This is a genomic window from Paracoccus sp. 228, from assembly GCF_000967825.1.
Classification (GTDB): domain Bacteria; phylum Pseudomonadota; class Alphaproteobacteria; order Rhodobacterales; family Rhodobacteraceae; genus Paracoccus; species Paracoccus marcusii.
In genome coordinates this window covers 316,725-340,366 of sequence record NZ_JYGY01000004.1, presented here as the reverse complement: position 1 = coordinate 340,366, position 23,642 = coordinate 316,725, and the positions used below count along the sequence as shown (strand labels likewise).

The window sequence follows — 23,642 nt, the reverse complement described above, 5'->3', positions numbered from 1 at the left end:
ATGCCCATCGGCATGCCTTGTCGCAAGGCTCGTATTGCCCCCGACCGGCAATCCGGGGTAAGCGGCATCTTCAGGGACATGCGAAAGGACGGTGGGCCCATGGCACCGCGGCGCAAGAAAGTTTACGAAGGCAAGGCCAAGATCCTCTACGAGGGCACGGAACCCGGCACGCTGATCCAGTACTTCAAGGATGACGCGACCGCCTTCAACGCGCAGAAGCGCGCCACCATCGAAGGCAAGGGCGTGCTGAACAACCGCCTGTCCGAGTTCTTCATGAACGGGCTGACGAATATCGGCGTCCCGAACCACTTCATCCGCCGCATCAACATGCGCGAGCAGCTGATCCGCCAGGTCGAGATCATCCCGCTGGAAGTGATCGTGCGCAATTTCGCGGCCGGGTCGCTGTCCAAGCGCCTTGGGCTGGAGGAGGGCACGGCCCTGCCGCGGCCCATCGTCGAGTACAGCTACAAGAACGACGAGCTGGGCGACCCGATGGTGTCCGAGGAATACATCATCGCCTTCGGCTGGGCGACCCAGCAGGACCTGGACGACATCGTCAGCCTGGCGCTGCGGGTGAACGACTTCCTGTCGGGGGTGTTCTACGGCGCCGGCATCAAGCTGATCGATTTCAAGATCGAGGTCGGACGTGTCTGGGACAATGATTTCATGCGCCTGATCGTGGCCGACGAGATCAGCCCCGACAGCTGCCGGCTATGGGACGTCAAGACCGGGCAGAAGCTGGACAAGGACGTGTTCCGCCGCGACCTGGGCAACCTGACCGACGCCTATACCGAGGTGGCGCGCCGGCTGGGCCTGATGCCCGCCAACACGACCAGCCTGAAACCGACCGCGATCAACTGAGAGGGACTGCCGCCATGAAAGCACGTGTCACCATCATGCTGAAGGACGGCGTCCTGGACCCCCAGGGCGAGGCGATCCGCCATGCCCTGGGCGGGCTTGGCCACCAGGACGTTACCGGCGTCCGCCAGGGCAAGCTGATCGAGCTGGACCTGGCCGCCACCGACGTCGAGGCGGCCCGCGCCGAGGTCGCCAGGATGTGCGAGGGCCTGCTGGCCAACACCGTGATCGAGAAATACTCGATCGAGATTGCGTAAGCGTTCGGCTGACGCTGCGGCAGCCTGCCCTTATCGGCAGGTTGCCCCCTGCACCCCGTTGCAAAACGCGCGCGTTTGACGCCCAATGTGCGGATGATGAACCAGACCCCGACCCCTCACAGCGCCGCCCCGGTCATTTCGATCAACGGGTTGCACAAGTCCTATGGTCCGCTTGACGTCCTCAAGGGCGTGTCCATGACCGCCCCGCGCGGCCATGTGGTCAGCCTGATCGGGTCGTCCGGGTCGGGCAAGTCCACGCTGCTGCGCTGCTGCAACCTGCTGGAAAACAGCCAGGCCGGAGAGATCCTGTTCGAGGGCGAACCGGTCCGCTGGAAGGGGCAGGGGCAGGGCCGCCATCCCGCCGACCGCGCCCAGGTCACGCGGATGCGCACCAACCTGTCCATGGTGTTCCAGCAGTTCAACCTGTGGGCCCACATGACGATCCTGCAGAACGTTATGGAGGCCCCGGTCACCGTGCTGGGAGAGGATCGCGCCGCAGTCGAGTCCCACGCCCGCGATCTCTTGGCCAAGGTCGGCATCGGCGACAAGGCGGACGCCTGGCCCGCACAGCTGTCGGGCGGCCAGCAGCAGCGTGCCGCCATCGCCCGCGCGCTGTGCATGCAGCCCAAGGCGCTGCTGTTCGACGAACCCACCAGCGCGCTGGACCCCGAGCTGCAGCAGGAGGTCGTCCGCGTCATCAAGGATCTGGCCGGAGAGCATCGCACGATGATCCTGGTCACCCATGACATGCGGCTGGCCGCCGATGTCAGCGATCACGTCGTGTTCCTGCATCAGGGCGTGGTCTGCGAAGAAGGCCCGCCGGATCGCCTGTTCGGGAACCCGCAGACCGACCGTCTGCGCCAGTTCCTGTCCGCGACCATGGCGACATAAGAAACCAACAGGAGAGACCCCGAATGAAATCCCTGACGATCGCGGCCGTCGCGCTGATGCTGACCGCGGGCCTGGCCCAGGCCCAGACCATCCGCATGGGCACCGAAGGCGCCTATGCGCCCTACAACTTCATCGACGACGCCACCGGCGAGGTCACCGGCTTCGAGATCGAGCTGGGCAACGAGCTGTGCAAGCGCGCCGAGCTGGACTGCACCTGGGTGCGCAACGATTGGGATTCGATCATCCCGAACCTGGTCTCGTCGAACTACGACACGATCATGGCCGGCATGAACATCAACGCCGAACGCCAGGCAGTGATCGCCTTCACGCAGCCCTATACCCCGCCGACGCCGTCGGCCTATGCGGCGCTGGCGGCTGACGTCGACGTCGAAGGCGGCATCGTCGCGGCCCAGACCAGCACCATCCAGGCGGGCTATGTCGCCGAGAGCGGCGCGACGCTGATCGAGTTCCCGAACCCCGACCAGGCCGTCGCCGCCGTCCGCAACGGCGAGGCCGACGCGATCCTGGCCGACCGCGACTTTCTGGCCCCCATCGTCGAGGAATCCGGCGGAGAGCTGGTCTGGGTCGAGGGCATGGACCGCGTCGCCCTGGGCGAGGGCATCGGCATGGGCCTGCGCCAGTCCGACACCGAGCTGCTGGAGAAATTCGACGCGCAGATCACCGCGATGAAGGAAGACGGCAGCCTGAACGACATGATCAAGAAGTGGTTCGGCGACGACGCGCTGCTGTTCGAATGATCTGACCCGCCGCCGCGGACCCGTGCCGCGGCGGCCCTTCGGGAAGTCCCATGTTCGCATATTGCACCGATCCGTCCCTGCTGCAGGGGCTTGCCTGGCTGTCGTGCTACCTGACATCGGGCACGCATCTGCTGTTCTATACCAGCTTCGGGACGGTGCTTCTGCTGTTGGCGATCACCGCGCCCATCGCACTGCTGTTCGGCTTTGGCGGCGCCATGGCCAGCCGCTCGCGCATCGCGCCGCTGCGGTGGTTCGGGGGGATCTACACCTCGATGGTGCGGGGCGTGCCGGATATCATCTTCTTCCTGTTCGTGCCGATCGCGCTGGACCAGGGCTTCGAATGGGTGCGCCATCAGGTCCTGTGCGACAGCGATGCGCCCGTCCGGCAGGGCAACGATTTCGTCGTTTGCGCCGCGGCCAAGCTGCCGCTGAACGACGCCGCGCCCTGGGTGCATGACGTCTATGGCATCTTCCTGGCGGTCATCGCCTTCTCGATCGTCTTCGGTGCCTTTGCCGCGAACGTGCTGTCAGGCGCCATGGCGGCCGTGCCCCGCGCCCAGCTGGAGACGGCCGAGGCCTATGGCATGTCGCCCGCGCAGGTGAACCGCCGCGTGCTGATTCCGCAGATGTGGACCTATGCCCTGCCGGGCCTGTCCAACCTGTGGATGATCCTGATCAAGGCCACGCCACTTCTGTTCCTGCTGGGGGTCGAGGACATCGTCTATTGGGCGCGCGAGCTGGGCGGGTCCAAGACCAGCGCCTTCACCTATCCGCATCCGGACTGGCGGCTGTATTACTTCCTGGCGATCCTGGTGTTCTATCTGGGCATGACCTGGATCTCGGAACGCGTGCTGGGCCGCGTCACGCGGCGGCTGTCGCGCGGCCAGGCCACGCTTGGCGGCGAGGCCGAGCGCAAGGGAGCCCCGGCATGAGCTGCATGCAGACCATCCAGGACTATGCCCTGCGCTCGATCGGCTATGGCGAACGGCTGTTGCCGCGCGAGGGATATGATCTGTGCCAGCAGGCGGTGTTGATCGGGTCGGGCCTGATCTGGAACCTGTATTTTGCAGTGTTGGCGTTGTCGGTCGGCTTCTTCATCGCGACGGGCGTGGCGCTGGCCAAGGCCAGTGCCAACCCCTGGCTGCGCAAGCCCGCGAATGCCTTCATCTTCGTCTTCCGCGGCAGTCCCTTGTTCATCCAGTTCTTCATCGCCTATGAATCGCTGGTGCTGCTGCCGCGGGCAGGCATCGACGTCCTGGGGATGACCATCCAGACCAGCTGGCTGACGCGGGCCTGGGCCGGGGCGCTGATCGTGCTGATCCTGAACACCGCGGCCTATAGCGCGCAGATCTTTCACGGCGCGCTGATGTCGGTCCCCAAGGGAGAGGTTGAGGCCGCCGACGCCTATGGCCTGACCGGGTGGAAGCGGTTCCGGCGGATCGTCTGGCCCACCATGCTGCGCCTGGCCTGGCCCAGCTACACGAACGAGGCGATCTTCCTGTTCCACGCCACGACGCTGGTCTATTTCAGCGGCTTTCCGGCGTTCCAGCAAAAGGGCGACGCGCTGTACTATGCCAGCTACTTCGCGGACCGGACCTTCAACCCCTTTGTCGCCTATCCCATTGCCGCCGCTTATTTCATCGCTGCCACCTTGGCATTGATCTGGCTTTTCGGCAGGGTGAACAGGCGGCTGAACCGGCATCTGCCGGGTGCGACCAGCCGCGTCCGGTACCGTCCCCAGTTGATGAGATAATCCCATGGAATGGCTGCGCGAACACCCTGAGGTCAAGACGATCCGCGTCGCGGCAGCAGACCTGAACGGTGTCGCGCGGGGCAAGCGCGTGCCCGCCCGCTATGCCGGCAAGCTGCTGGAGGAGGGGACCAAGTTTCCCTATTCGGTCCTGAACCTGGACATCTGGGGCGAGGATGTCGAGGACAGCCCGCTGGTCTTCGAATCCGGCGACCCCGACGGGCTGCTGCTGCCCACCGAACGGGGGTTCCTGCCCATGCCGTGGCTGGACGCGCCCACGGGGCTGCTGCCTTTGTGGATGTTCCATCCCGACGGCACCCCCTATGACGGCGACCCGCGCCAGGCGCTGGCCCGCGTGGCCGAACGCTATGTCGCGGCCGGGCTGGTGCCGGTGGTGGCGACCGAGCTGGAATTCTTTCTGATCGACGACAGCGGCAAGACGCTGCGCGTACCGCCCAGCCCGAAATCCGGCAAGCGGCGCACCGGCGGCGAGGTCCTGTCGCTGCGCGCCCTGGACGCGTTCGACCAGTTCTTCACGACGCTCTATGACGCCTGCGAGGCGATGGACATTCCCGCCGACACCGCCATCTCGGAGGCGGGGCCGGGACAGTTCGAGATCAACCTGATGCATCAGGCCGATCCGCTGAAGGCCGCCGACGACACCTGGCTGTTCAAGATGCTGGTCAAGGGCATCGCCCGGACCTATGGCTTTGCCGCCAGCTTCATGGCCAAGCCCTACGAGATGTTCGCGGGCAACGGGATGCACATGCATTTCTCGATCCTGGACCGGGCCGGGCGAAACATCTTCGACAATGGCGGAGAGGAGGGCACCGAGGCGCTGCGCCAGGCCGTCGCGGGCTGCTTGCGCGCCATGCCCGGATCGACCCTGCTCTTTGCCCCGCACGAGAACAGCTTTGACCGCCTGGTTCCCAACGCCCATGCCCCGACCGGCATCGGCTGGGCCTATGAGAACCGCACCGCCGCGATCCGCATCCCGTCCTCGGGCCCCAAGGCCCGGCGGATCGAGCATCGCGTGGCCGGCGGCGACGTGAATCCCTATCTGACCATCGCCGCCATCCTGGGGGCCGCGCTGAACGGGATCGAGGACCAGCTGGTCGCCCCCGCGCCCTTCAAGGGCAACGCCTATGACCAGAAGCTGGCGCAGCTGCCCGGCGACTGGGGCGCGGCGATCGAGGCGTTCGACAGCTGCCCCGAGATCCGCCGCATCCTGCCCGCGCATCTGGTCGACAACTATCTGATGACCAAGCGCCAGGAGCTGCATTACATGGCCGAGCTGTCCGACGAGGAGACGGTCGAGCTGTACCTGGACACGGTCTGATCGCGACGATGGCCCGCCCGCCCGTTTCCGGGCAGCAGGGCCGTGGGCAATGTTCGCCGTCCGTGACGGCAAGTGAGGCGGTGGATGAGCAGGCCAGGCCTTGATGCGACCGACATCCGCATCCTTGCGGCCGTGCAGCAGCACGGGCAGCTGAGCAAGGCGCGACTGGCCGAGCTGGTGAACCTGTCGCCCACCCCCTGCTGGGCGCGGCTGACGCGGCTGCGCAAGGCCGGGCTGATCCGGGGATACCGGGCCGACATCGTGCTGGAGCGCATTGCCAATGTCACCCAGGTCGTCGTCACCGTATCGCTGGCGCAGCACCGCAAGGTCGATTTCGACCGGTTCGAAAGCCATATCGGCGCCCTGCCGGAGATCACCGAATGCATCGCGACCGGCGGCGGGATGGATTATGTCCTCAAGGTCGTCACCCAAAGCCTGACGGCGTTCCAGACCCTGATGGAATCGCTGCTGGAGGCCGATCTGGGGATCCAGCGCTATATGACCTATATCGTGACGCGACAGGTCAAGGCGGCACAGCCCGACCTCAAGGCGCTGACACGCGCGCCCGCGCACCCCGCCTGACCGGCGCGGGATTCTCCGGCCAAGACCGTCCGGTCTGCAGTCCACCCCAAGAACAGCCCGACCGGCCTGTTTGCGCGCCGGATTTGGCCCGTGCGTCGTCCGCATACGCGCTTAGATGGCAGATGTCCCGCCCCGGCCACCGGCCCATTTTCGTGGAAGAAGACGCCAGATGACCCAGATCCAAGATTTCGGTTTCGGAACACAGATCCGCAAGTCCCCCTATTTCGACGCGACCGTCCGATGGGGCGCCACGGGGTTCTCGGTCTATAACCACATGTACATCCCGCGCGACTTTGGCGATCCGGTGCAGAACTTCTGGAACCTGATCAACGACGCGATCCTGTGCGACGTCGCCGTCGAGCGTCAGGTCGAGATCACCGGCCCCGACGCGGCGCGGTTCGTCCAGATGCTGACGCCGCGCGACCTGTCCAAGATGGCGGTCGGACAGTGCAAATACGTGCTGATCACGAATGCCCAGGGCGGCATCCTGAACGACCCGGTCCTGCTGCGGCTGGCGGAAAACCATTTCTGGATATCGCTGGCCGACAGTGACATCCTGCTGTGGGCGCAGGGGGTCGCGGTGCATTCGGGAATGGACGTCACGATCAGGGAACCGGACGTGTCGCCCCTGCAGCTGCAGGGGCCGAAATCGGGTGCGGTGATGCGGGCGCTGTTCGGCGACGCGATCATGGACCTGCGCTATTACTGGTTGCGCCGGGTCGATCTGGACGGCATCCCGCTGATCGTGTCGCGCACCGGCTGGTCCAGCGAACTGGGATACGAATTGTATCTGCAGGACGGCAGCCGCGGCGACGCGCTGTGGGAGCGCATCATGGCCGCGGGTGCGCCCCTGGGGCTGAAGGCGGGCCACACCTCGTCGATCCGCCGGATCGAGGGGGCGATGCTGTCCTATCACGCCGATGCCGACATCGACACCAATCCCTATGAGCTGAGTCTGGACCGGCTGGTCGACCTGGACATCGAGGCCGATTTCATCGGCAAGGACGCGCTGCGCCGGATCAAGGCCGACGGCCCCGCCCGCCGCCAGGTCGGCGTGGTGATCGACGGCGCGCCGCTGAAGGGGCCGAACACGACCTTCTGGCCCGTCACCCGTGACGGCCAGGTCGTGGGCAAGGTCACCTCGGCGATCCATTCGCCGCGGCTGGATCGCAACATCGCGCTGGCGATGCTGTCGGCCGGATCGGCACAGATGGGCGCCCAGGTTCAGGTCCGGACCCCGGACGGCACGCGGTCCGCGACCATCGTCGAGCGGCCCTTTCACGACCCCAAGAAGACCATCGCCGTCGCCTGACCCTGCCCCCGGATCACGGAGCCTCAGACATGTCCGATCTGTCCTGCCCCCCGACGCGGATGGTGCCTCTGTCCGGGGACCGCCGCGTGCTGATGTCTGAGGATGCAGATGCGCGATAAGGCGATGTCGCTGCAGCCCCCCGGGGCAGGGCGCACCTTTCCGGCGACGCGTGGTGCAGTGTCGTCCTGCGCCTTTATGTGGCTGGTCGCGTATTCGCGGGTGACCAGGGTTGCCCGGGTGCGTCGCCCGTCTGGCACCCTGCGAACACGCCGGACCTCTTCAATCTCCTCGCCCGATCGGGACGCGCGTGCTGCGCGATCAGGTCGGGCGTCTGAACGCGGCGACATGATGGGCAACCGGCCTTCCCTGCGGCGGGGCGGATAGCATGTACCGCCTTCGCCGTCTTGCCGTCCGGCATGCCCGCGCCTTCGAATGGGTCTATGTCCGGTTCGAGGCCGCTCTGGTCGCCCTGGACCCGCTGTTCCGGCGCATCGGGTATCACCGGCTGGAACGCCCCGTCGCCGCGGTTGAGCGGTTGACCAAGGGCCTGCTGTTCGACTGTCGGATGTGCGGGCAATGCGTGCTGTCCTCGACCGGCATGTCCTGCCCGATGAACTGCCCCAAGACATTGCGGAACGGTCCCTGCGGCGGCGTGCGCCCCGGCGGCTTCTGCGAGGTCGATCCGCAGATGCGCTGTGTCTGGGTGATGGCCTGGGAGGGGGCCGCCCGGATGCGCGACGGCGCGCGGATCGGCGACGTCCAGCCGCCCGTGGACCGCAGCCTGCAGGGGTCGTCGTCCTGGCTGCGCGTTGCGCGCGAAAAGGCGGCGCACCCGGTCGGGCCGCCCGACGCCCCCCGCGGCACCATCGCCCGCGCCTTTCCGCAGGCCCGCGCCCATGAACCGGCGGCCGCGCCCCTGGCGGTCGAGCCGCGACCGGCCGACCGTGGGCCGCGCCGATGACCGACCTCCCGCCCGTCGATTTCGACCGCTGGCAGCCGTCCTATGACCCGCCGCCCCCCGGCCACGTGTCGGGCAGCCGGTTGGAGCGGGTGCTGCGCCAGGGTCAGTTCGCGGTCACCGCCGAACTGAACCCGCCCGACAGCGCAGACCCCGCGGATGTCTTTGCCGCCGCGCGCCCGCTGGCCCGGGTCGCCGACGCGATCAACGCGACGGATGCGTCGGGGGCCAACTGCCACATGTCGTCGATCGGCATCTCGGCCCTGCTGACGCGGGCGGGGATCGGGACGGTCTATCAGATATCCTGCCGCGACCGGAACCGCATCGCGATCCAGGGGGACGTGCTGGGGGCGGCGGCGATGGGCGTGCGCAACGTGCTGTGCCTGACCGGCGACGGGGTGGGGGTGGGCGATCAGCCCGGTGCGCGGCCGGTCTTCGATCTGGATTCGATCTCGCTGCTGCGCACCATCCGGACGATGCGCGACGATGGCATGTTCCTGTCGGGCCGCCGCATCACCAGCCCGCCGCGCATGTTCCTGGGCGCGGCCGAGAACCCCTGCATCGCGCCGTTGGACTGGCGTCCCGACCGCCTGGCCAAGAAGGTCGAGGCGGGCGCGGACTTCATCCAGACGAACTATATCTTCGACGTCCCGACCTTCGCGCGCTTCATGGCGCGGGTGCGCGACCTGGGCCTGGACCGGCGGGTGTTCATCCTGGCCGGGGTCGGCCCGTTGGCCTCGGCGAGGGCCGCGCGCTGGATGCGCAGCAACGTTCCCGGCGTCCATATCCCGGACGCGGTGATCGCCCGGATGGAGCGGGCCGCCGATCCCGGCGAGGAGGGCAAGCGCCTGTGCATCGAGCTGATCCAGCAGATCCGCGCGATTGCGGGCGTCAGCGGCGTGCATGTCATGGCTTATCGCCGCGAACACCTGGTGTCCGAGATCATCGCCCAGTCCGGCGTGCGCGAGGGGCGCCCGGCGGACTGACCGCCGTCAGCGATGCGCCAGGTATTCTGCCGCCACATAGCCCGAGACGCTGGGCCGGTCGGCAAGCATCACCCTGCACCAGACCTTGCCGTCGGTGGTCACGCAGTTCTGGCGCGTCAGGCGCGTGCCGTCAGGCAGGCCGATGATGATCCTGTGGTTCAGCCCCGGCCCCTCGCGCAGCTTGAGAAGGTCGTCGGGGCCGGCACCCTGCACCACCGCGCCGGAGCCGACCGCGCAGGCCGTGACCGTCATGAGCGCAAGAAAGGCCGCAAGATATGGTCGCATCGTAGGTCCCTGATCGTTTCGCCGCCGATACGACACCATCGCGCCGATGACGGCAATCGGGTTCGCAGCTGTCACGGTCGATTGACGCTGCTTTGGATGACGGAAAGGTGGCGTTGCTCAAAGCATTGGGGACATTGGTCAAGGAAGAACCCCCGGTAAAAATTGTGTGCAAGGCGAGTTGGGTGGCCGATACTATTTTTCGTCGATGCCCTTTCTGCACGTTTAACGGCGATACCAGATCATCTGCGCCGCTTTACAGCAAAAATATTGTATGCATTATCTAAAGGCGCCGGCGCTCGGGGAGGAGCGGCCGGATCACGGCGAGGGGCCGGGAATATCAGGGAGGAAGTGATGAAACACGCGATAGCGGCTGCCGTCATGAGCGGCGCGATGTGCCTGATGGCCGGAGATGCATCGGCCGAGCGGACCTTGCGCATGACCGTCCAGGTCGGTGCCAACCACCCCGTCGGCGCGAACACCCATTATTTCGCCGAGCAGCTGAACGAGATTTCCGGCGGCGAGATGACTGTGCGCGTCTTTGACAGCGCGTCGCTGTTCAAGGGGCAGGAGGTGCCGCAGGCAATCTCCAGCGGCGCGATCGACATGGGCATCGTGCTGGCCGACGAATATGCGGGGTCCGTCCCGGCAGCCGGCATCTTCTCGGTCGCGTTCATGTTCCCGGACTATCAGATCCTGGCGCGCGCCGCCGACCGCGAGGGCGCGTTCCGCACGACCTTTGACAACCTGCTGCTGGAGGCCGGGTCCAAGGTGCTGTGGTGGCAGGACTACGGTCCCGTGCAGATGCTGTCCAAGGGCGCGCCGGTCGTCTCTCCGGAGGACATGCGCGGCAAGATGGTGCGTGCGACCGGCAAGCCGACGGGCGATCTGATCGAGGCCGTGGGCGGATCGGCGGTGGTCGTCGGCGGCGCCGAGCAGTTCGTGGCCTATCAGCGCGGCCTGGTCGCCATCGGGATGAGCGGGACCACCGCGGTCAAGTCGCGCGCTCTCTATGAGGTGATGGATCATGTCACCATGACCAGCCACGGCCTGGCCGAATTCATCGCGGTCATCAACCCGGCCCTGTGGGACAGCATGTCCGAACAGGAGCAGGCCTGGATGACCGAGGCCGCCATCCGCGCCGAGGAGAAGATGCGCGCCGAGACCGAGGCCGAGAATGTCGAGGCCGCGCAGTGGCTGGCCGAGAACGGCCATGCGACCGTCACCGAACTGACGCCCGAGCAGATCGCCGTCTGGCAGGAGGCCACCCGCCCCGCGGTCGAGCAGTTCCGCCAGGAGGCGGGCGAGGCGGGAGACCAGCTTCTGACGGCGCTGGACGCGCTGCGCTGAGGGCAGGGGCATGACTGCATCCCGTGGCGCGCTGCGCCTGGCGGACGGGCTGTCGCTGATCGCGGCGCGCCTGTCCGAGGTGGGCATCGTCGCCATGACGATGCTGCTGACCTATGAGGTGGTGGCGCGCTATGTCTTTCGCGCCCCCACGCATTGGACATCGGACGTCGCGACCACGGTGATGATCTGGCTGACCTTCCTGGCGATGGGGTATTGCCTGCGCGACGGGCACATGATCCGCATCACTGCCGTCATCGGGCAACTGCCGCCCGCAGGCCGCAAGGCGGCCGAGGCGCTGAGCCTTCTGGCGATCCTGGGGTTCTCGATCTTTGTTCTGTGGGTCGCCACGGGGTCGATGCTGGATTCGATCGCCTTCGGGCGGCGCCAGCCCTCGATGCTGCGGATGCCGACCTGGATCGCCGAACTGCCGATCATCCTTGGCTTTGCGATCCTGGCCTTGCAGGCGCTGGCGGACCTGATCCGGCTGCCGGGCCGTCCCGCCCCCGATTTCGCCAGCAGCGCCGAACAGGAGCTGTCGCACAACGCCCCTGGGGAGGCCGGACGATGACCCCGTTCCTGATCTTCGGCGCGCTTCTGGCGCTGCTGATGACCGGCATTCCGGTGGCCTTCACGCTGGGCATCCTGGGTGCGGGGCTGTTGGCCATCGACGGGTTGCCGCTGTCGATGGTCGCCAGCACGCTGTTCGGCGGCATCAACGATTTCGTGCTGCTGGCCATCCCGCTGTTCCTGCTGATGTCGAACCTGCTGCTGCGCGGGGGGATCGGGCGCGACCTGTTCGTCGCAATGCAGAGCTGGGTCGGGCATTGGCCCGGCGGCCTGGGCATCGCGGCGCTGCTGTCCTGCGGGGTCTTCTCGGCCATTTCGGGCAGCTCGATCACCACGGCCGCGACCGTCGGCACCGTCGCCATCCCCGAGATGGTCAAGCGCGGCTATTCGCGCAGCCTGACATTGGGCCTGATGGCCGCGGGCGGCACGCTGGGGATCATCATTCCGCCCTCGGTCCCGCTGATCATCTACGGCGCGATCACCGAACAAAGCATCGGTCAGCTGTTTCTGGCCGGCGTCGGTCCGGGCATCCTGCTGATCGTGCTGTTCGGCGTCTATGTCGTCATCGCCTCGGCGATCCAGGGCACGCATCAGGCGATGCCGCGCGCGACCTGGCCCGAACGTCTGGCCGCGACGCGGCGCGCCCTGCCGACGCTGCTGCTGGCGGGCACGATCCTGGGCGGCATTTATGGCGGGATCTTCACCCCGACCGAGGCCTCGGGCATCGGCGCATCCGTCGCGTTGCTGATCCTGGCGGCGGGCGGACGGCTTAGCCGTGCGGTGTTCCTGGGCGCCGTGCGCGACACGGTCAAGACGACGACGGTCATCTTCCTGATCGTCATCGGCGCCAAGATCTTCGGCCAGGCGATCACCCTCTATCAGCTGCCCGCGCAACTGGCCTGGCTGTTCGAGGACTACTTCAACACGGCGACGCTGGCGCTGCTGCTGATCGCGGTCATGCTGATCTTCATCGGCTTCTTCCTGGAAAGCATGTCGATGCTGCTGATCATGGTGCCGGTGCTGATGCCGACGGTGATCGCGCTTGGCATCGATCCGATCTGGTTCGGCATCTTCTTCGTGCTGCTGATCGAGGTCGCGCTGATCACCCCGCCGGTCGGGCTGAACCTGTTCGTGATCCAGTCGCTGGACCGCGCGCCATTGTCGGTGGTGGCCAAGGGCGCGCTGCCCTTTGTCGCGATCATGCTGGGGTCGGTGTTCCTGATCGCGCTGTTCCCGCAGATCGTCCTGGCGATACCGGGGCTGTAGTGATCGGCGCCCGGCCGGACGGCCGGGCGCCGACGCAGGTCAGGCGCCGAACCAGCCCGCGCGGGCCAGCTGGCCGGTGATCTTGTCGGGCACGCGTTCGGCCAGCCACTCCACCAGCAGGGCCAGCCGGTCGTGATCCAGGCCGGTGTCGATCCCCTCGCGGTGCAGCAGGTAATGCACGTCCTCGGTCGCGATGTTGCCGGTGGCGCGGGGCGCGAAGGGACAGCCGCCAAGCCCCCCGATGGACGCATCGATGATGCCGGCGCCGCGTTCCAGCGCGGTCATCAGGTTGGCATAGCCAGTGTTGCGGGTGTTGTGCAGGTGCACGCCCCAGGCAATGCCGTCCAGCGCGTCGCGGCAGGCGTCATGGACCCGCGCGATGTCGCGGGGGGCGGCGACGCCGATCGTGTCGGCCAGCACGATCCGGTCGGCACCCGCCCCGCGCAGCGCCTCTGCCATCTGCGCGATCCGCGCGGGCGCGATCTCTCCCTCGAACGGGCAGCCATAGGCGGTGGCGATCACGCCGGTCAGCTGCCGCCCGGCCTGGCCGACCATCGGCGCCACGGCGGCAAAGGCCGCCAGGCTCTCGTCGCTGCCCATGTTCTGGTTGCGCCGGCAGAACGTGTCCGACGCGACGACCGCAAAGCGCAGTTCGCGCACCCCGGTCGCCAGCGCCCGTTCGGCCCCCTTGCGGTTCAGGACCAGGGCCGACAGCTGGACCGCCGGCAGGGGCGGCAGCGCCTCCAGCACCGCCTCGGCATCCGCCATCTGGGGGACACGGGCCGGGTTCACCATGCTGACGGCTTCGATCTGGCGCAGCCCCGCGGCCGCCAGTTCGGCGATCAGATGCGCCCGCTCCTGAACCGAGAACAGGCGCGGCAGGTTCTGCAGCCCGTCGCGCGGGCCGACCTCGCAGATCGTGACGCTCATATCACGCCCCGCGCCTTGAGATCCTCGATCGTTTCCCCGCCAAGGCCGATCCGGGCATAGATCTCGGCGTTGTGCGCGCCTACCTCCTGCGGGCCCAGCCAAGCGATATCGCCGGGCGTCTCGGACAGGACCGGGAAGACGCCGGGAACGGTGATCGTGCCGAAATCGTCGTCGTGATGGTCACGCACCATGCCGCGTTCGCGGAAATGCGGGTCCTGGACCACCTCGGCGATCGAGTTGATCGGGCCGAAGACCACGCCGAACTGTTCCAGCCGCGCGGTCAGGTCGGCCACGTCCAGCGACGCGGACCAGGTCGCGATCATCGCATCCAGCAGCTCCGCGTTCTCGCCCCGCGCGATATGGGTCACGAAGCGCGGATCGTCCGCCAGATGCGGCTGGCCCATCGCCTGCGTCAGACGGCGGAACATCGCATCCACATTGGCCGCGATCACCACATAGGTCCCGTCCTTGGCCGGATAGATGTTCGACGGCGCGATCTTGGCAAGCCCGGTGCCGGACGGCTGGCGGACCTCTCCGGCCTTGGAATATTCCGTGACCGTGCTTTCCAGCATCGCAAAGCAGCTTTCGGTGATGGCCGCGTCCACGACCTGGCCGCGCCCGCCGTTCCGGTCGCGGTGATACAGCGCCATCATCATCCCCTCGAACGCGAACAGCGCCGTCAGCGTATCACCAAGCGAGATGCCATAGCGCGGCGGCGGCATGTCCGGATAGCCGTTGATATAGCGCAGCCCCGACATCGCCTCGCCCACCGACGCAAAGCCTGGTCGCGCCGCATAGGGGCCGGTCTGGCCAAAGCCCGAGACCCGCACGATCACCAGTCCGGGGTTCAGGGCGTGCAGCTGCTCCGGGCTCATGCCCCACCGTTCCAGGGTGCCGGGCTTGAAGTTCTCGATCAGGACATCGGCCTGCGCGATCAGCGACCGCGCCAGCTCCTGCCCCTCGGCGGCACGCAGGTTGATCGAGACGGATTTCTTGTTGCGTGCCATGATCGGCCACCACAGCGTCTTGCCCTCGTGCTGCAGGCGGCCCCAGCTGCGGATCGGATCGCCGCTGCCCGGCGCCTCGACCTTGATGACCTCGGCCCCGAAATCGGCGCAGCGGCTGCCGACGAACGGTCCCGCCAAAAGCTGCCCCATCTCGACGACCCGCAGGCCCTGCAGCGGCCCGAACGGTGCTTTCCCTGTCATTGCCATCCCTCCCTGATGCGTTCATGACGGGTGTAATCCGCGCGGCCTAAAATTTGTATCCAATTTTTGGGCTGAAGATCGATTTTCTACGGTACCAGTGAAGCATGCCGGCTTTCCTGCACTCATTGCCGGGGATTGTAATGCCCCCGACCAGATGATGAACTGCGCCCCAGCAGCACGTGGCGGAAGGGTTCGAGATGCAGCCGGAATCAGCGGAAAGTGCGTCCAGGCGGGCCTATCGCGAACTACGCCAGGCGATCCTGGAGCGACGCCTGCCGTCCGACCACAAGGTGACCGAGGTCGGGCTGGCCGAGGACCTGGGCATCTCGCGCACGCCCATCCGCGAGGCGATCAAGCGGCTGCTGCTGGAGGGACTGCTAGAGCGTCGCAAGGGGCAGGGGCTGTGGTGCGTGGTCCCCGACGCCGACGAGGTCCGCGAGATCTTCGAACTGCGATTGCGGCTGGAATCCTATGCCGCCGCCAAGGCCGCCGAACGCGCGACGCCCGCCCAGATCGAGGCGCTGACCGCCTCCGCCCACCGCATGCAGGCGCTGGCGCAGGTCGCCGAGGACAGCGAGGCCCTGATCGCCGGCATCGACCAGGAAAACGCCCGGTTCCACGCGCTGATCGCCGAGGCGACGCAGTCCCCCAGGCTGATGCACCTGATCCGCGCGACGGTCGACGTGGCGCTGGTCACGCGCACCTTTCGCCGCTTCACGCCCCAGCAGCGGCGCCGTTCGGCCCAGCATCATCTGGAGATCGCCGCCGCCATCGCCGCCCGCAAGCCGCACTGGGCCGAACGCATGATGCAGGTCCACATCCTGTCCGCCGAGGATACGATGGACAGCGATCCCGCCCCGGACGCGTCCGCCGAAACCCTGTTCCAGGCCGGCGGCCATGACTGATCGCACCCGACCAACCATCGGAACGCGGCCATCTGCGGTGCCGGTATCCCGCCGGATTTGCGGCACATGAACTGGTTGCCGGCGGGCCCGCACGCAACGTCCCGATCAAAGGCGATGGCATGAGATTTCGCCTTGCCGAACCTTCCGATGCCCCGATGCTTGCCGCCATCTCGATCGAGGTCTGGCTGGGCACATACATCCGTCGCGGCGTCAGCGACGCTTTTGCCACCTACGCCCTGACACAGTTCACCCCCGCAAGGCTGGCCGCGGTGATCGGCGACCCGGACGAACATGTCATCGTCTCTCAGAACGACGACGGGCCGGACGCGTTCATCCGCATCAGCAGTGGAAAGGCGGCGCCCGTCGCTGGCTGCTCCACGACCGAGATATCCACCCTCTATGTCCAGCCGCGGCACCAAGGCCGCGGTCTGGGTCGGGCGCTTCTCCACCAGGGGTTGGATCATGCGGCGGGCAAGGGCGCCGGTTCGGTCTGGCTGACGACGAATGCCGAGAACGCCCCGGCGATCGCCTTCTATCAAGGGAACCGGTTCGACAGGGTAGGCACCACGGCGTTCCGGATCGCCGATCAGGCCTATCCGAACGCCGTGTTCAGCCGGGCCACCGCCCGATAGGGCCACGACACCGCGGCGCGCCGGACGGGAATGCCGCCGGGGTGGATTGCCGCGGTCATACCGTCCGTCCGAACGGCATTTGCTGCATTTGAGCGTGGCCGGGGCGTGTAGCGGCTGGACCGGATCGTTCCGGTCCTGTACCGTTCTCTCCTGAGTTGAAGCATCATGTACCATTTCATCCCGAAGATTTGCAGCCATCGGAGCGTTTGACGATGTTCGACCTCGAAGCCCCCGACGATCTGGTTCTTGTTCAGGACGCGATCCTGGTGCCACCGCCCGTTGACGGGCGGGGCCGCCAGCAGGCGTCGGGCGTTCTGACACCCGACGGGCGGATGGTCGAAAACTCGATCAGCTGGTCGAACAGCCGAGAGCCCGTGAATGCCGCCCCCGCCATGCCCGACACGGTCGAAACCCTGTCCGGCAGCTGGATGTTCGGGGGGACGCTGTACGGCCATTTCGGCCATTTCATCACCGAAAGCTTTGCCCGTGCATGGGCGTTGGACGCGCTGCGGGGCCAGATCGATGGCGTGCTGTTCACGCCCAAGCAAAGCTCGGCCAACCTGGAACCGATGCTCAAGGCCCTGCGGCCGCTGATGGATTCGCTGGGGCTGGATGTGCCGGTCCGCTGTATCACCACGCCCACCCGGGTCGAGCGTCTGCACGTGCCGCGCCAAGGCGTCGGCATGGGCGATCTGACCGTCGGCAGCGCCAAGTTCCGCGACTTTGTCGGCGCGCATGCCGGCGCGGGGATCGACCCGGCGGGGCCCGAACGGATCTATGTCTCGCGCAGCCTGCTGCCCGCGCAGCGCGGCGGCCTGATCGCCGAAAGCCTGCTAGAAGGGTATCTGGCCCAGGAAGGCTATCAGATGTTCCATCCGCAAAAGCACCCGGCGGCGGTCCAGATCGCGCACTACAAGGCCGCGCGGGACATCATCACGGTCGACTGCTCTCCGCTGCACATGATGGCCTATGTCGGCAATGCCGCGCAGCGGGTGGCGATCCTGACCCGGCGCAGCATGGATTTTGCACCCGGCTTCGTGCGCCAGCTGCAGACCTTCACCGGCATGACCGCGTTCGAGATCAACACTTTGGAACGCGACTGGGTTCAGGGCGGCGCGCTGCGCCCCGGACGTGGGTCGTTCGGCGAGATGGACTTTCCGCGGACCTGGCGGATGCTGCGCGACCGGGGCATGATCAGCGGCGACACGCCCTGGCCCGCGCTGACCGACAGCCAGCGCGACGCGGATCTGCAGCGAATCGCCGACCTGCACGGACAGGCCTTCAACCCGTTGGACGAAAATCTGGAACGTCACGCCAGAAGAACGGCCAAGGCCTCGGCATGAGGGGCCATGATCTCTCTGCATCGGGCAGGTCCGGCCGGGTGTCGCTGCCCCGATGACCCGCGGCAACGCGTCCGACGGCTCGACCCCGGGGTCAGATGGCGCATCGGTGCCCGCGCCCATGGTCCTGACGCTGCCTGACACCCCCGGACAGTCAGGTCGCCACGGTCACGCTGCGGGGCCAGCGCGACCTTTCGCTCAGGGCGCATCCGCCCGGCACGGTTCTGTCCGCCGGGCCGGACGGGATCAATGTTGTCCGGGGCACCAGCCTGCGATGCGTCCTGCCTGCGGCGGGATATCTCAGTGCCACCGCCGTGCTGCTAGAGTTCAGCTTTTCTCAGGACGCGCCATCTCCTCATGCGACCATATTGTCCTTGATCGATGCTAATGGGCGAAACCTTTTGTTTCGGGATATGGGGACGCGGTGGATTGTACGGGCTGGTGCCGCGCGGATGGATTTCGTCAGTCGATTGCAAGATCGGCAAACGCTGACCTTCCTAATGACTGCGGACGGTCATCTGATCACCTATCACAGTGACGGTATGATCGAAGAGAGCAGGTCCCACGATCCCATTGATCAGCTACAAATCCGTCAGATTCAATTCGGCAATAAAGCTCCCATAAGGCCGCACGCGTTGCGAATGCATCTTTTTGAGAGGGGCGGGTACGCTGACTTACGAACGTGGATGTCGTCATGGTGGGCATCAGCCGAAAAACTGGTGCCCGGATCGCCAATGCTTATCCATTTTAATGGCCAGTCGCTGGCGTTAGGGCCGGATGTGCCTGCGAACGACAAGCTGGAACTGGCCGACTTGGGCCGCCCTGATGTAAAGATGCTCAGTGGGCTCTACACCGGATCTGAAAGACGTTTAGTCGATCTCCAAGGGCTACAAATACGTGTTGGGCCTGTCGATTTTTCTGAAGCCGTCTTCGCACGCGTTAGGATAGCAGGGCCGATGCCACCGGCGCTTTCGATGGCTCAAGCGCTGTCCGGCCTAAACAGCGAGTATGCCGGTCATTGCAGGTACGCACCGATTGCTGATTCAGGCAGCCCAGTCTCCGGGCAGACCATCGCCGTTTTGGATCAGTCCGACGGGCTGGTCCGTCAAAACATGGACATGATCATCAACGGCACGCACCTTGCGTATTTGCGGGAGGGGAGCGCGCCAGAGACGGTCGTCTATTTCTGGATCCAGGGAGAAGCGGACCGCCAAGGCCGCGCCGGGTGTGTATCTGAACGCCTTGCAGGCGCACTGGAACCGCATCCGGGCCCGGCTGGACGATCTTTACCCCGCCGCGCGCAAGATGATCCTGTTGATGCAGACCGCGGGGTCGGACCAGTCGCATCACGGCAGCGACACGAACCATGCCGCCGCCGATCAGCTGGCTTTCGTGGCCGGGCGCGACGATGCCGTGATGGTGGGGCCGATCTATCCCTCGGCCCTGTCCGACCGCGTGCACCCGGACCTGCACCATTCCCGCATCATGGGAGAGCTGGCGGCATGGGCCCTGCGAGAAACCATGGCAGGGCGCGGCTGGACGATCCCGCGCCCGACCGCACGGCGTCAGGGCGACCGGATCACGTTGCGCTTTGCCCTGCGCCCGGACGAAGCCCTGGCGGCCCATCAGGCCTCGCCCTATGGCGGCCGGGGCATCGACGCGTTTCTGGGCGTCGAGGTCACCGGCGGCGGCACGATCACCGCGCTGGCCCTTGACGGCAATGATCTGCACCTGACCATCGACGGGCCGGTTACCGGCGTACGCTACGCGATGCAGCGCCAGAACATGCGGGTCGAGGGGAATGCCCATCCGGCCCGCCGCGGCCTGTTGCGCACGACGCTGTCGCGCCCGGCCGTTCACCTGCCGGGGACGATGCTGCACCGCTGGCTGCCAGGCTTCGAGATCGACGTCTAGACAGGCCGGCCTTGCGGGTCGGCTCAGCTGTCTGAAATGTCAAGGAAAGTCTAATGGTGGAGCCAAGGGGAATCGAACCCCTGACCTCTTGAATGCCATTCAAGCGCTCTACCAACTGAGCTATGGCCCCACCGTGAGGTCCGCGAAGCGCGTCTGCGCCGCCGCGTGTGGGGTCTATAGGAGGGGGCGCGGCGGGGTGCAAGCGGAAAATCGGCGGTGCCGTGCAGTTTCCGGAAATTCCCCCGGCAGGCCTGCGCGGCGCTCCGCATCGGTGCGCCGCAACGAAGAAGGCCGCGCCATTTCGGGCGCGGCCTTGGGTCTTATTCCTCTTCGTCGCCCGCGACATCGGCGATGTCGTCCAGCGACACGTCGCCGTCGTCGTCGTCCTCTTCCAGCAGATCGTCGTCGATCTCGCCCGCGTCGTCGGCGATATCCTCTTCGTCGTCGACCAGTTCGTCGTCATCGTTCGCCGCGGCCGTCTTCTCGGTCACCAGCGTCTTGCCACGACCGTCGGTCAGGCTGGTCACCGTGAACGTGTTCCCGCAGGCCGGGCAGGTCATCGGATCTGCCTTCAGGTCGTAAAAGCGGGTGGCGCAATGCGGGCACAGGCGTTTGGTGCCCCATTCCTCTTTGGGCATGGTATTCTCCTTCAGCCGCGATTAGGGGAAATCGGGTGATCCCCTGCCACAGAGGCCAAGGGGTGTCAAAGGCTTTATCTGGCAGGCCAAGGCGGGCATGGCAAGCGGCGATCAGCGGATCATCATCGAAGAGGGGCTGGCGGTGCGTCTGCGACGGTCGCCGCGCGCACGGCGGATGACCCTGCGCGTGCCCCGCGACGGGTCGGGCGCGGTGCTGACCCTGCCCGTGGGCGTACCCTTGGCCGAGGGGCAGGATTTCGCGCGGTCGCGCCGGGACTGGCTGCGCGCGGCGGTGGGCCGGCTGCCCCTGCGACAGGCGGCGGTGCCCGGCGCGGCCCTGCCGGTCGAGGGGCGGGCGCTGATCCTGACACCGGCGCCGGTGCGGCGCGCCCAGGTTCAGGACGGCCGCCTGCTGATCCCCGAAGGACGCCCGGCGGGCGCCGTTGCGGCCGCCTGGCTGAAGCATCTGGCGATGCTGCGCCTGCGGGTGGCCTGCGACCGGTTCGCGGAGGCACTGGGGCGCCCCTATGCCGCCATCGCCCTGCGCGACACGCGGTCCCGGTGGGGCAGCTGCACCCATGACGGGCGGCTGATGTTCTCGTGGCGCCTGGCGATGGCGCCGCCGGCCGTGCTGGACTATGTCGCGGCGCACGAGGTCGCGCATCTGGCGCATATGGATCATTCGGCCCGGTTCTGGGCCCAGGTCGAGGCGCTGATGCCCGGTCATGCCCCGCATCGGGCGTGGCTGCGCGCGCAGGGGGGCGATCTGATGCTATGGCGGTTCCGCGATTGACGCAGCCCGGATTTGTGATCACATCATGGCCATGAGCCCGACCGACCCCACCGCCCATGAACGCCTGTATCGCAGCCTGCGCAGCCAGATCATGCTGGGGGAACTGCCGCCGGGCAAGGCGCTGACGCTGCGCGGCATCGCGCGCGATCACAACCTGTCGATGACCCCCGCGCGCGAGGCCGTGCGCCGCCTAGTCGCCGAAGGCGCGCTGACGCTGTCGGGATCGGGACGCGTGGCCACACCGGCCCTGTCCGACGACCGGATCGAGGAACTGGCCGCCCTGCGCGCGCTGATCGAGCCCGAGCTGGCGGCCCGCGCCCTGCCGCGGGCGCATTTTGCGCTGATCGACCGTCTGGCGGTGATGAACGGGCGGATCGCGGATGCCGTCGAGCGCCACGATGCCGTGGGTTATATCCGCTGCAACTTGGATTTTCACCGCATGCTGTATCTGCGGGCGCAGGCCCCCGCGATGCTGGCCATGCTGGAGACGATCTGGCTGCAGCTGGGACCGACGATGCGCGCGCTTTATGGTCGTGTGCGGCGCAACGAACCGCCGCGCCATCACCGCATGATCCTGGCCGCGCTGCGCGCCGGTGACGAGCCCGCGCTGCGCCTGGCGGTGCGGGCCGACGTGACGCATGGCCTGCGGCACCTGACCTCGACCGAGGGCGCCTGACGGCAATGTGACTTTGCCCGCGTCCCCCGCAGGGCATCATGGCATCCCGACCACAGGAGATGCCCAATGATCGACCGCCGTCAGCTGTTGCAAAGCCTGGCCATCGCCGCGCCGTCCGTGCTGGGCATCGGGGCGGTGGGGCAGGCGCTGGCCCAGGATGCCCGTGCCGCCCGGCTGATCGCCGCGAACGTCTGCCAGGTGACCCCGGCGACGACGCAGGGGCCGTTCTACTTCGATCCGCGCCTGATGCGCGGCGACATCCGCGACGGGCGTGCGGGCTATCCGCTGGCGCTGCGGTTGCAGGTGGTGGATGCGGCCTGCCGGCCCATCCAGGGCGCGCGGGTGGATGTCTGGCATTGCGACGCGCAGGGCAATTACAGCGGGTATCCCGGCCAGCAGCAGGGCGACCTGAGCGGAGAGACCTTCCTGCGCGGCGCGCAGGTGACCAACCAGGCCGGGCGGGCGGCGTTCCGCACCATCTGGCCCGGATGGTATCAGGGCCGCACGGCGCATGTGCATTTCAAGGTGCTGCTGGGGGAACGCGACCTGCTGACCGGTCAGATCTTCTTTCCCGACCGCTTCAGCCGTGCGGTCTTCGACCAGCTGCCCGATTACGCCCGCGACAGCACGCGGGGGCAGATCTTCAACGATCAGGACGGCATCGCGCGCCGCGCGGGGCAGGGCGCCTATGCCGAGGTCACGCAGGTCGAGGGCGGGTTCGAGGCCGCGATGGTCATCGGGCTGGCCGATGACCGCGGGGCGCTGTTGTCGCGGTCCTAGCCCTGCACGCCCATCGGCGGCAGGCCCAGATTGCCGAACTGGACGTTGGGCAGGGCCGAGGGGATGACGCGGGTGTATTTCGTCCCCTCGATCGCCGCACCGGCGATCAGGCCCGACTGGCCGAAGATCATCGCCACGACCGGGAACTGGGCGCTGAACGTATCGGCCCCCACCGCCATGCCGCCCGACGGCAGCGCGTAATAGGCCCCGGCACCCGCGGTCCAGCCCGGTGCCGCACGGAACGCGGTCAGCGCCTGTTCGTCCTGGAAGATCAGCACATGCGCGTATTGCTGCGCGCCCGCCTGAAGCCCCACGGTCGCGCGGGTGGCCGAGTAATAGTCGACGGTCTGCCCGCCGATCCGCAGCGCGCCCTGGCCATAGGCGCCGCCAAAGCCAAGCGCGGCTTCGGTCATCAGGGGCATGTACAGCACGCCGCGGGCGTTCTGCAGCAGGGGTTGGGATGCGGGATAGGTGGTCACCAGATACTGGTGCGTCTGGTCGACGCGCGCATCCAGCTGGGCGGCCGCGTCGCTGCCGACCGCGTTGCTGCAGCCTGCGGCCAGCAGGGCCGCGCCCCCGGTCAGCAGCAGGTTGCGACGGGACAGGTGGATCGGGTGGGTCATGTGTCGCCTCGTGTCGGGGTGCGGGGCTCGTCTCGGCCCGTTGGCGC

At 67.1% G+C, this 23,642-nt stretch carries 26 protein-coding genes and 1 tRNA gene; 21 read left to right on the top strand and 6 right to left on the bottom strand.

The genetic code is table 11. The annotated features are described in order from the left end of the window. Positions 1–99: 99 nt before the first annotated feature. The 11 genes from purC (at position 100) to SY26_RS14555 (ending at position 9,691) form a co-directional block, all read left to right on the top strand. Positions 100–861: a phosphoribosylaminoimidazolesuccinocarboxamide synthase gene (purC, locus tag SY26_RS14605; RefSeq protein ID WP_045981986.1), complete on the top strand. Its 762-nt coding sequence runs from the start codon at positions 100–102 to the stop codon at positions 859–861. Positions 862–875: 14 nt separating this feature from the next. After that, positions 876–1,115 carry a phosphoribosylformylglycinamidine synthase subunit PurS gene (gene purS / locus SY26_RS14600; RefSeq protein WP_046001098.1) on the top strand — a complete coding sequence of 80 codons (240 nt, stop codon included), beginning with the start codon at positions 876–878 and terminating at the stop codon, positions 1,113–1,115. 93 nt (positions 1,116–1,208) lie between these two features. Continuing rightward, positions 1,209–2,006: an ABC transporter ATP-binding protein gene (locus SY26_RS14595; protein ID WP_046001097.1), complete on the top strand. Its 798-nt coding sequence runs from the start codon at positions 1,209–1,211 to the stop codon at positions 2,004–2,006. Between the two features lie 23 nt (positions 2,007–2,029). Then, positions 2,030–2,764 carry a transporter substrate-binding domain-containing protein gene (locus tag SY26_RS14590; RefSeq protein ID WP_046001096.1) on the top strand — a complete coding sequence of 245 codons (735 nt, stop codon included), beginning with the start codon at positions 2,030–2,032 and terminating at the stop codon, positions 2,762–2,764. A gap of 50 nt (positions 2,765–2,814) precedes the next feature. Then, entirely contained in the window at positions 2,815–3,696 is an 882-nt protein-coding gene (locus SY26_RS14585; RefSeq protein ID WP_046001095.1) for an ABC transporter permease, read from the top strand. Beyond that, positions 3,693–4,517: an ABC transporter permease gene (locus SY26_RS14580; protein WP_046001094.1), complete on the top strand. Its 825-nt coding sequence runs from the start codon at positions 3,693–3,695 to the stop codon at positions 4,515–4,517. Before SY26_RS14585 ends, SY26_RS14580 begins: the two co-directional genes overlap by 4 nt. A gap of 4 nt (positions 4,518–4,521) precedes the next feature. Continuing rightward, positions 4,522–5,853 (top strand): glutamine synthetase family protein, encoded by a 1,332-nt coding sequence (locus tag SY26_RS14575; RefSeq protein WP_046001093.1) that lies wholly within the window; start codon positions 4,522–4,524, stop codon positions 5,851–5,853. An 84-nt stretch (positions 5,854–5,937) separates the two neighbouring features. Beyond that, the gene (locus SY26_RS14570) at positions 5,938–6,435 is read left to right on the top strand and encodes an Lrp/AsnC family transcriptional regulator (RefSeq protein WP_046001092.1); all 498 of its coding nucleotides are present in this window, start codon (positions 5,938–5,940) and stop codon (positions 6,433–6,435) included. 169 nt (positions 6,436–6,604) lie between these two features. Then, positions 6,605–7,747 (top strand): glycine cleavage T C-terminal barrel domain-containing protein, encoded by a 1,143-nt coding sequence (locus tag SY26_RS14565; RefSeq protein ID WP_046001091.1) that lies wholly within the window; start codon positions 6,605–6,607, stop codon positions 7,745–7,747. Positions 7,748–8,132: 385 nt separating this feature from the next. Further along, positions 8,133–8,708 (top strand): methylenetetrahydrofolate reductase C-terminal domain-containing protein, encoded by a 576-nt coding sequence (locus SY26_RS14560; protein ID WP_046001090.1) that lies wholly within the window; start codon positions 8,133–8,135, stop codon positions 8,706–8,708. Continuing rightward, entirely contained in the window at positions 8,705–9,691 is a 987-nt protein-coding gene (locus tag SY26_RS14555; RefSeq protein ID WP_046001089.1) for a methylenetetrahydrofolate reductase, read from the top strand. Before SY26_RS14560 ends, SY26_RS14555 begins: the two co-directional genes overlap by 4 nt. Positions 9,692–9,697: 6 nt before the next feature. Here SY26_RS14555 and SY26_RS14550 read toward each other — a convergent pair whose 3' ends face one another. Beyond that, the gene (locus SY26_RS14550; RefSeq protein WP_045982978.1) at positions 9,698–9,976 is read right to left on the bottom strand and encodes an SH3 domain-containing protein; all 279 of its coding nucleotides are present in this window, start codon (positions 9,974–9,976) and stop codon (positions 9,698–9,700) included. A 351-nt stretch (positions 9,977–10,327) separates the two neighbouring features. Between SY26_RS14550 and dctP the strand changes: the two genes are divergently transcribed. The 3 genes from dctP to SY26_RS14535 are packed head-to-tail and all read left to right on the top strand — an operon-like array spanning position 10,328 to position 13,156. Next, the gene (gene dctP, locus SY26_RS14545) at positions 10,328–11,323 is read left to right on the top strand and encodes a TRAP transporter substrate-binding protein DctP (RefSeq protein WP_046001088.1); all 996 of its coding nucleotides are present in this window, start codon (positions 10,328–10,330) and stop codon (positions 11,321–11,323) included. Positions 11,324–11,333: 10 nt separating this feature from the next. Next, positions 11,334–11,891 carry a TRAP transporter small permease gene (locus SY26_RS14540; RefSeq protein WP_046001087.1) on the top strand — a complete coding sequence of 186 codons (558 nt, stop codon included), beginning with the start codon at positions 11,334–11,336 and terminating at the stop codon, positions 11,889–11,891. Then, a complete protein-coding gene (locus SY26_RS14535) occupies positions 11,888–13,156 on the top strand; it encodes a TRAP transporter large permease (RefSeq protein ID WP_045982975.1) in 1,269 nt (422 codons plus the stop codon). Before SY26_RS14540 ends, SY26_RS14535 begins: the two co-directional genes overlap by 4 nt. A gap of 39 nt (positions 13,157–13,195) precedes the next feature. Here the strand turns inward: SY26_RS14535 and SY26_RS14530 are convergent, their stop codons facing one another. After that, positions 13,196–14,086: a hydroxymethylglutaryl-CoA lyase gene (locus tag SY26_RS14530; RefSeq protein WP_046001086.1), complete on the bottom strand. Its 891-nt coding sequence runs from the start codon at positions 14,084–14,086 to the stop codon at positions 13,196–13,198. Continuing rightward, the gene (locus SY26_RS14525) at positions 14,083–15,294 is read right to left on the bottom strand and encodes a CaiB/BaiF CoA-transferase family protein (RefSeq protein ID WP_046001085.1); all 1,212 of its coding nucleotides are present in this window, start codon (positions 15,292–15,294) and stop codon (positions 14,083–14,085) included. The genes SY26_RS14530 and SY26_RS14525 overlap by 4 nt, the downstream gene beginning before the upstream one ends. A 197-nt stretch (positions 15,295–15,491) precedes the next feature. Between SY26_RS14525 and SY26_RS14520 the strand changes: the two genes are divergently transcribed. The 4 genes from SY26_RS14520 to SY26_RS14505 all read left to right on the top strand — a co-directional run bounded on the left by SY26_RS14520 (position 15,492) and on the right by SY26_RS14505 (position 20,085). Next, on the top strand, positions 15,492–16,199 hold the full coding sequence (locus tag SY26_RS14520) for a GntR family transcriptional regulator (protein ID WP_046001084.1): 708 nt from the start codon (positions 15,492–15,494) through the stop codon (positions 16,197–16,199). A gap of 119 nt (positions 16,200–16,318) precedes the next feature. Next, positions 16,319–16,831, top strand: a complete 513-nt coding sequence (locus SY26_RS14515) for a GNAT family N-acetyltransferase (protein WP_046001083.1) — start codon at positions 16,319–16,321, stop codon at positions 16,829–16,831. Positions 16,832–17,043: 212 nt separating this feature from the next. After that, entirely contained in the window at positions 17,044–18,174 is a 1,131-nt protein-coding gene (locus tag SY26_RS14510) for a glycosyltransferase 61 family protein (RefSeq protein ID WP_052715296.1), read from the top strand. A gap of 1,224 nt (positions 18,175–19,398) precedes the next feature. Further along, positions 19,399–20,085 carry a hypothetical protein gene (locus SY26_RS14505; protein ID WP_046001082.1) on the top strand — a complete coding sequence of 229 codons (687 nt, stop codon included), beginning with the start codon at positions 19,399–19,401 and terminating at the stop codon, positions 20,083–20,085. A gap of 54 nt (positions 20,086–20,139) precedes the next feature. Here SY26_RS14505 and SY26_RS14500 read toward each other — a convergent pair. After that, a tRNA-Ala gene (locus SY26_RS14500) sits at positions 20,140–20,215 on the bottom strand. A 190-nt stretch (positions 20,216–20,405) separates the two neighbouring features. Then, complete coding sequence (locus tag SY26_RS14495; RefSeq protein ID WP_045982970.1) at positions 20,406–20,723, bottom strand: FYDLN acid domain-containing protein; 318 nt, start codon at positions 20,721–20,723, stop codon at positions 20,406–20,408. 97 nt (positions 20,724–20,820) lie between these two features. On the opposite strand from SY26_RS14495, the gene SY26_RS14490 reads away from it, so the two are divergent. The 3 genes from SY26_RS14490 to SY26_RS14480 all read left to right on the top strand — a co-directional run bounded on the left by SY26_RS14490 (position 20,821) and on the right by SY26_RS14480 (position 22,972). Further along, positions 20,821–21,516, top strand: coding sequence for a M48 family metallopeptidase (locus SY26_RS14490; RefSeq protein ID WP_046001081.1), 696 nt, complete (start codon positions 20,821–20,823; stop codon positions 21,514–21,516). Between the two features lie 31 nt (positions 21,517–21,547). Beyond that, positions 21,548–22,192, top strand: coding sequence for a GntR family transcriptional regulator (locus SY26_RS14485; protein ID WP_084693866.1), 645 nt, complete (start codon positions 21,548–21,550; stop codon positions 22,190–22,192). Between the two features lie 66 nt (positions 22,193–22,258). Then, on the top strand, positions 22,259–22,972 hold the full coding sequence (locus tag SY26_RS14480; RefSeq protein ID WP_046001080.1) for an intradiol ring-cleavage dioxygenase: 714 nt from the start codon (positions 22,259–22,261) through the stop codon (positions 22,970–22,972). On the opposite strand, the gene SY26_RS14475 is transcribed toward SY26_RS14480, so the two are convergent. After that, entirely contained in the window at positions 22,969–23,595 is a 627-nt protein-coding gene (locus SY26_RS14475) for a YSC84-related protein (protein WP_045982966.1), read from the bottom strand. The two genes, SY26_RS14480 and SY26_RS14475, sit on opposite strands and share 4 nt — an antisense overlap. Between the last annotated feature and the right edge of the window lie 47 nt (positions 23,596–23,642).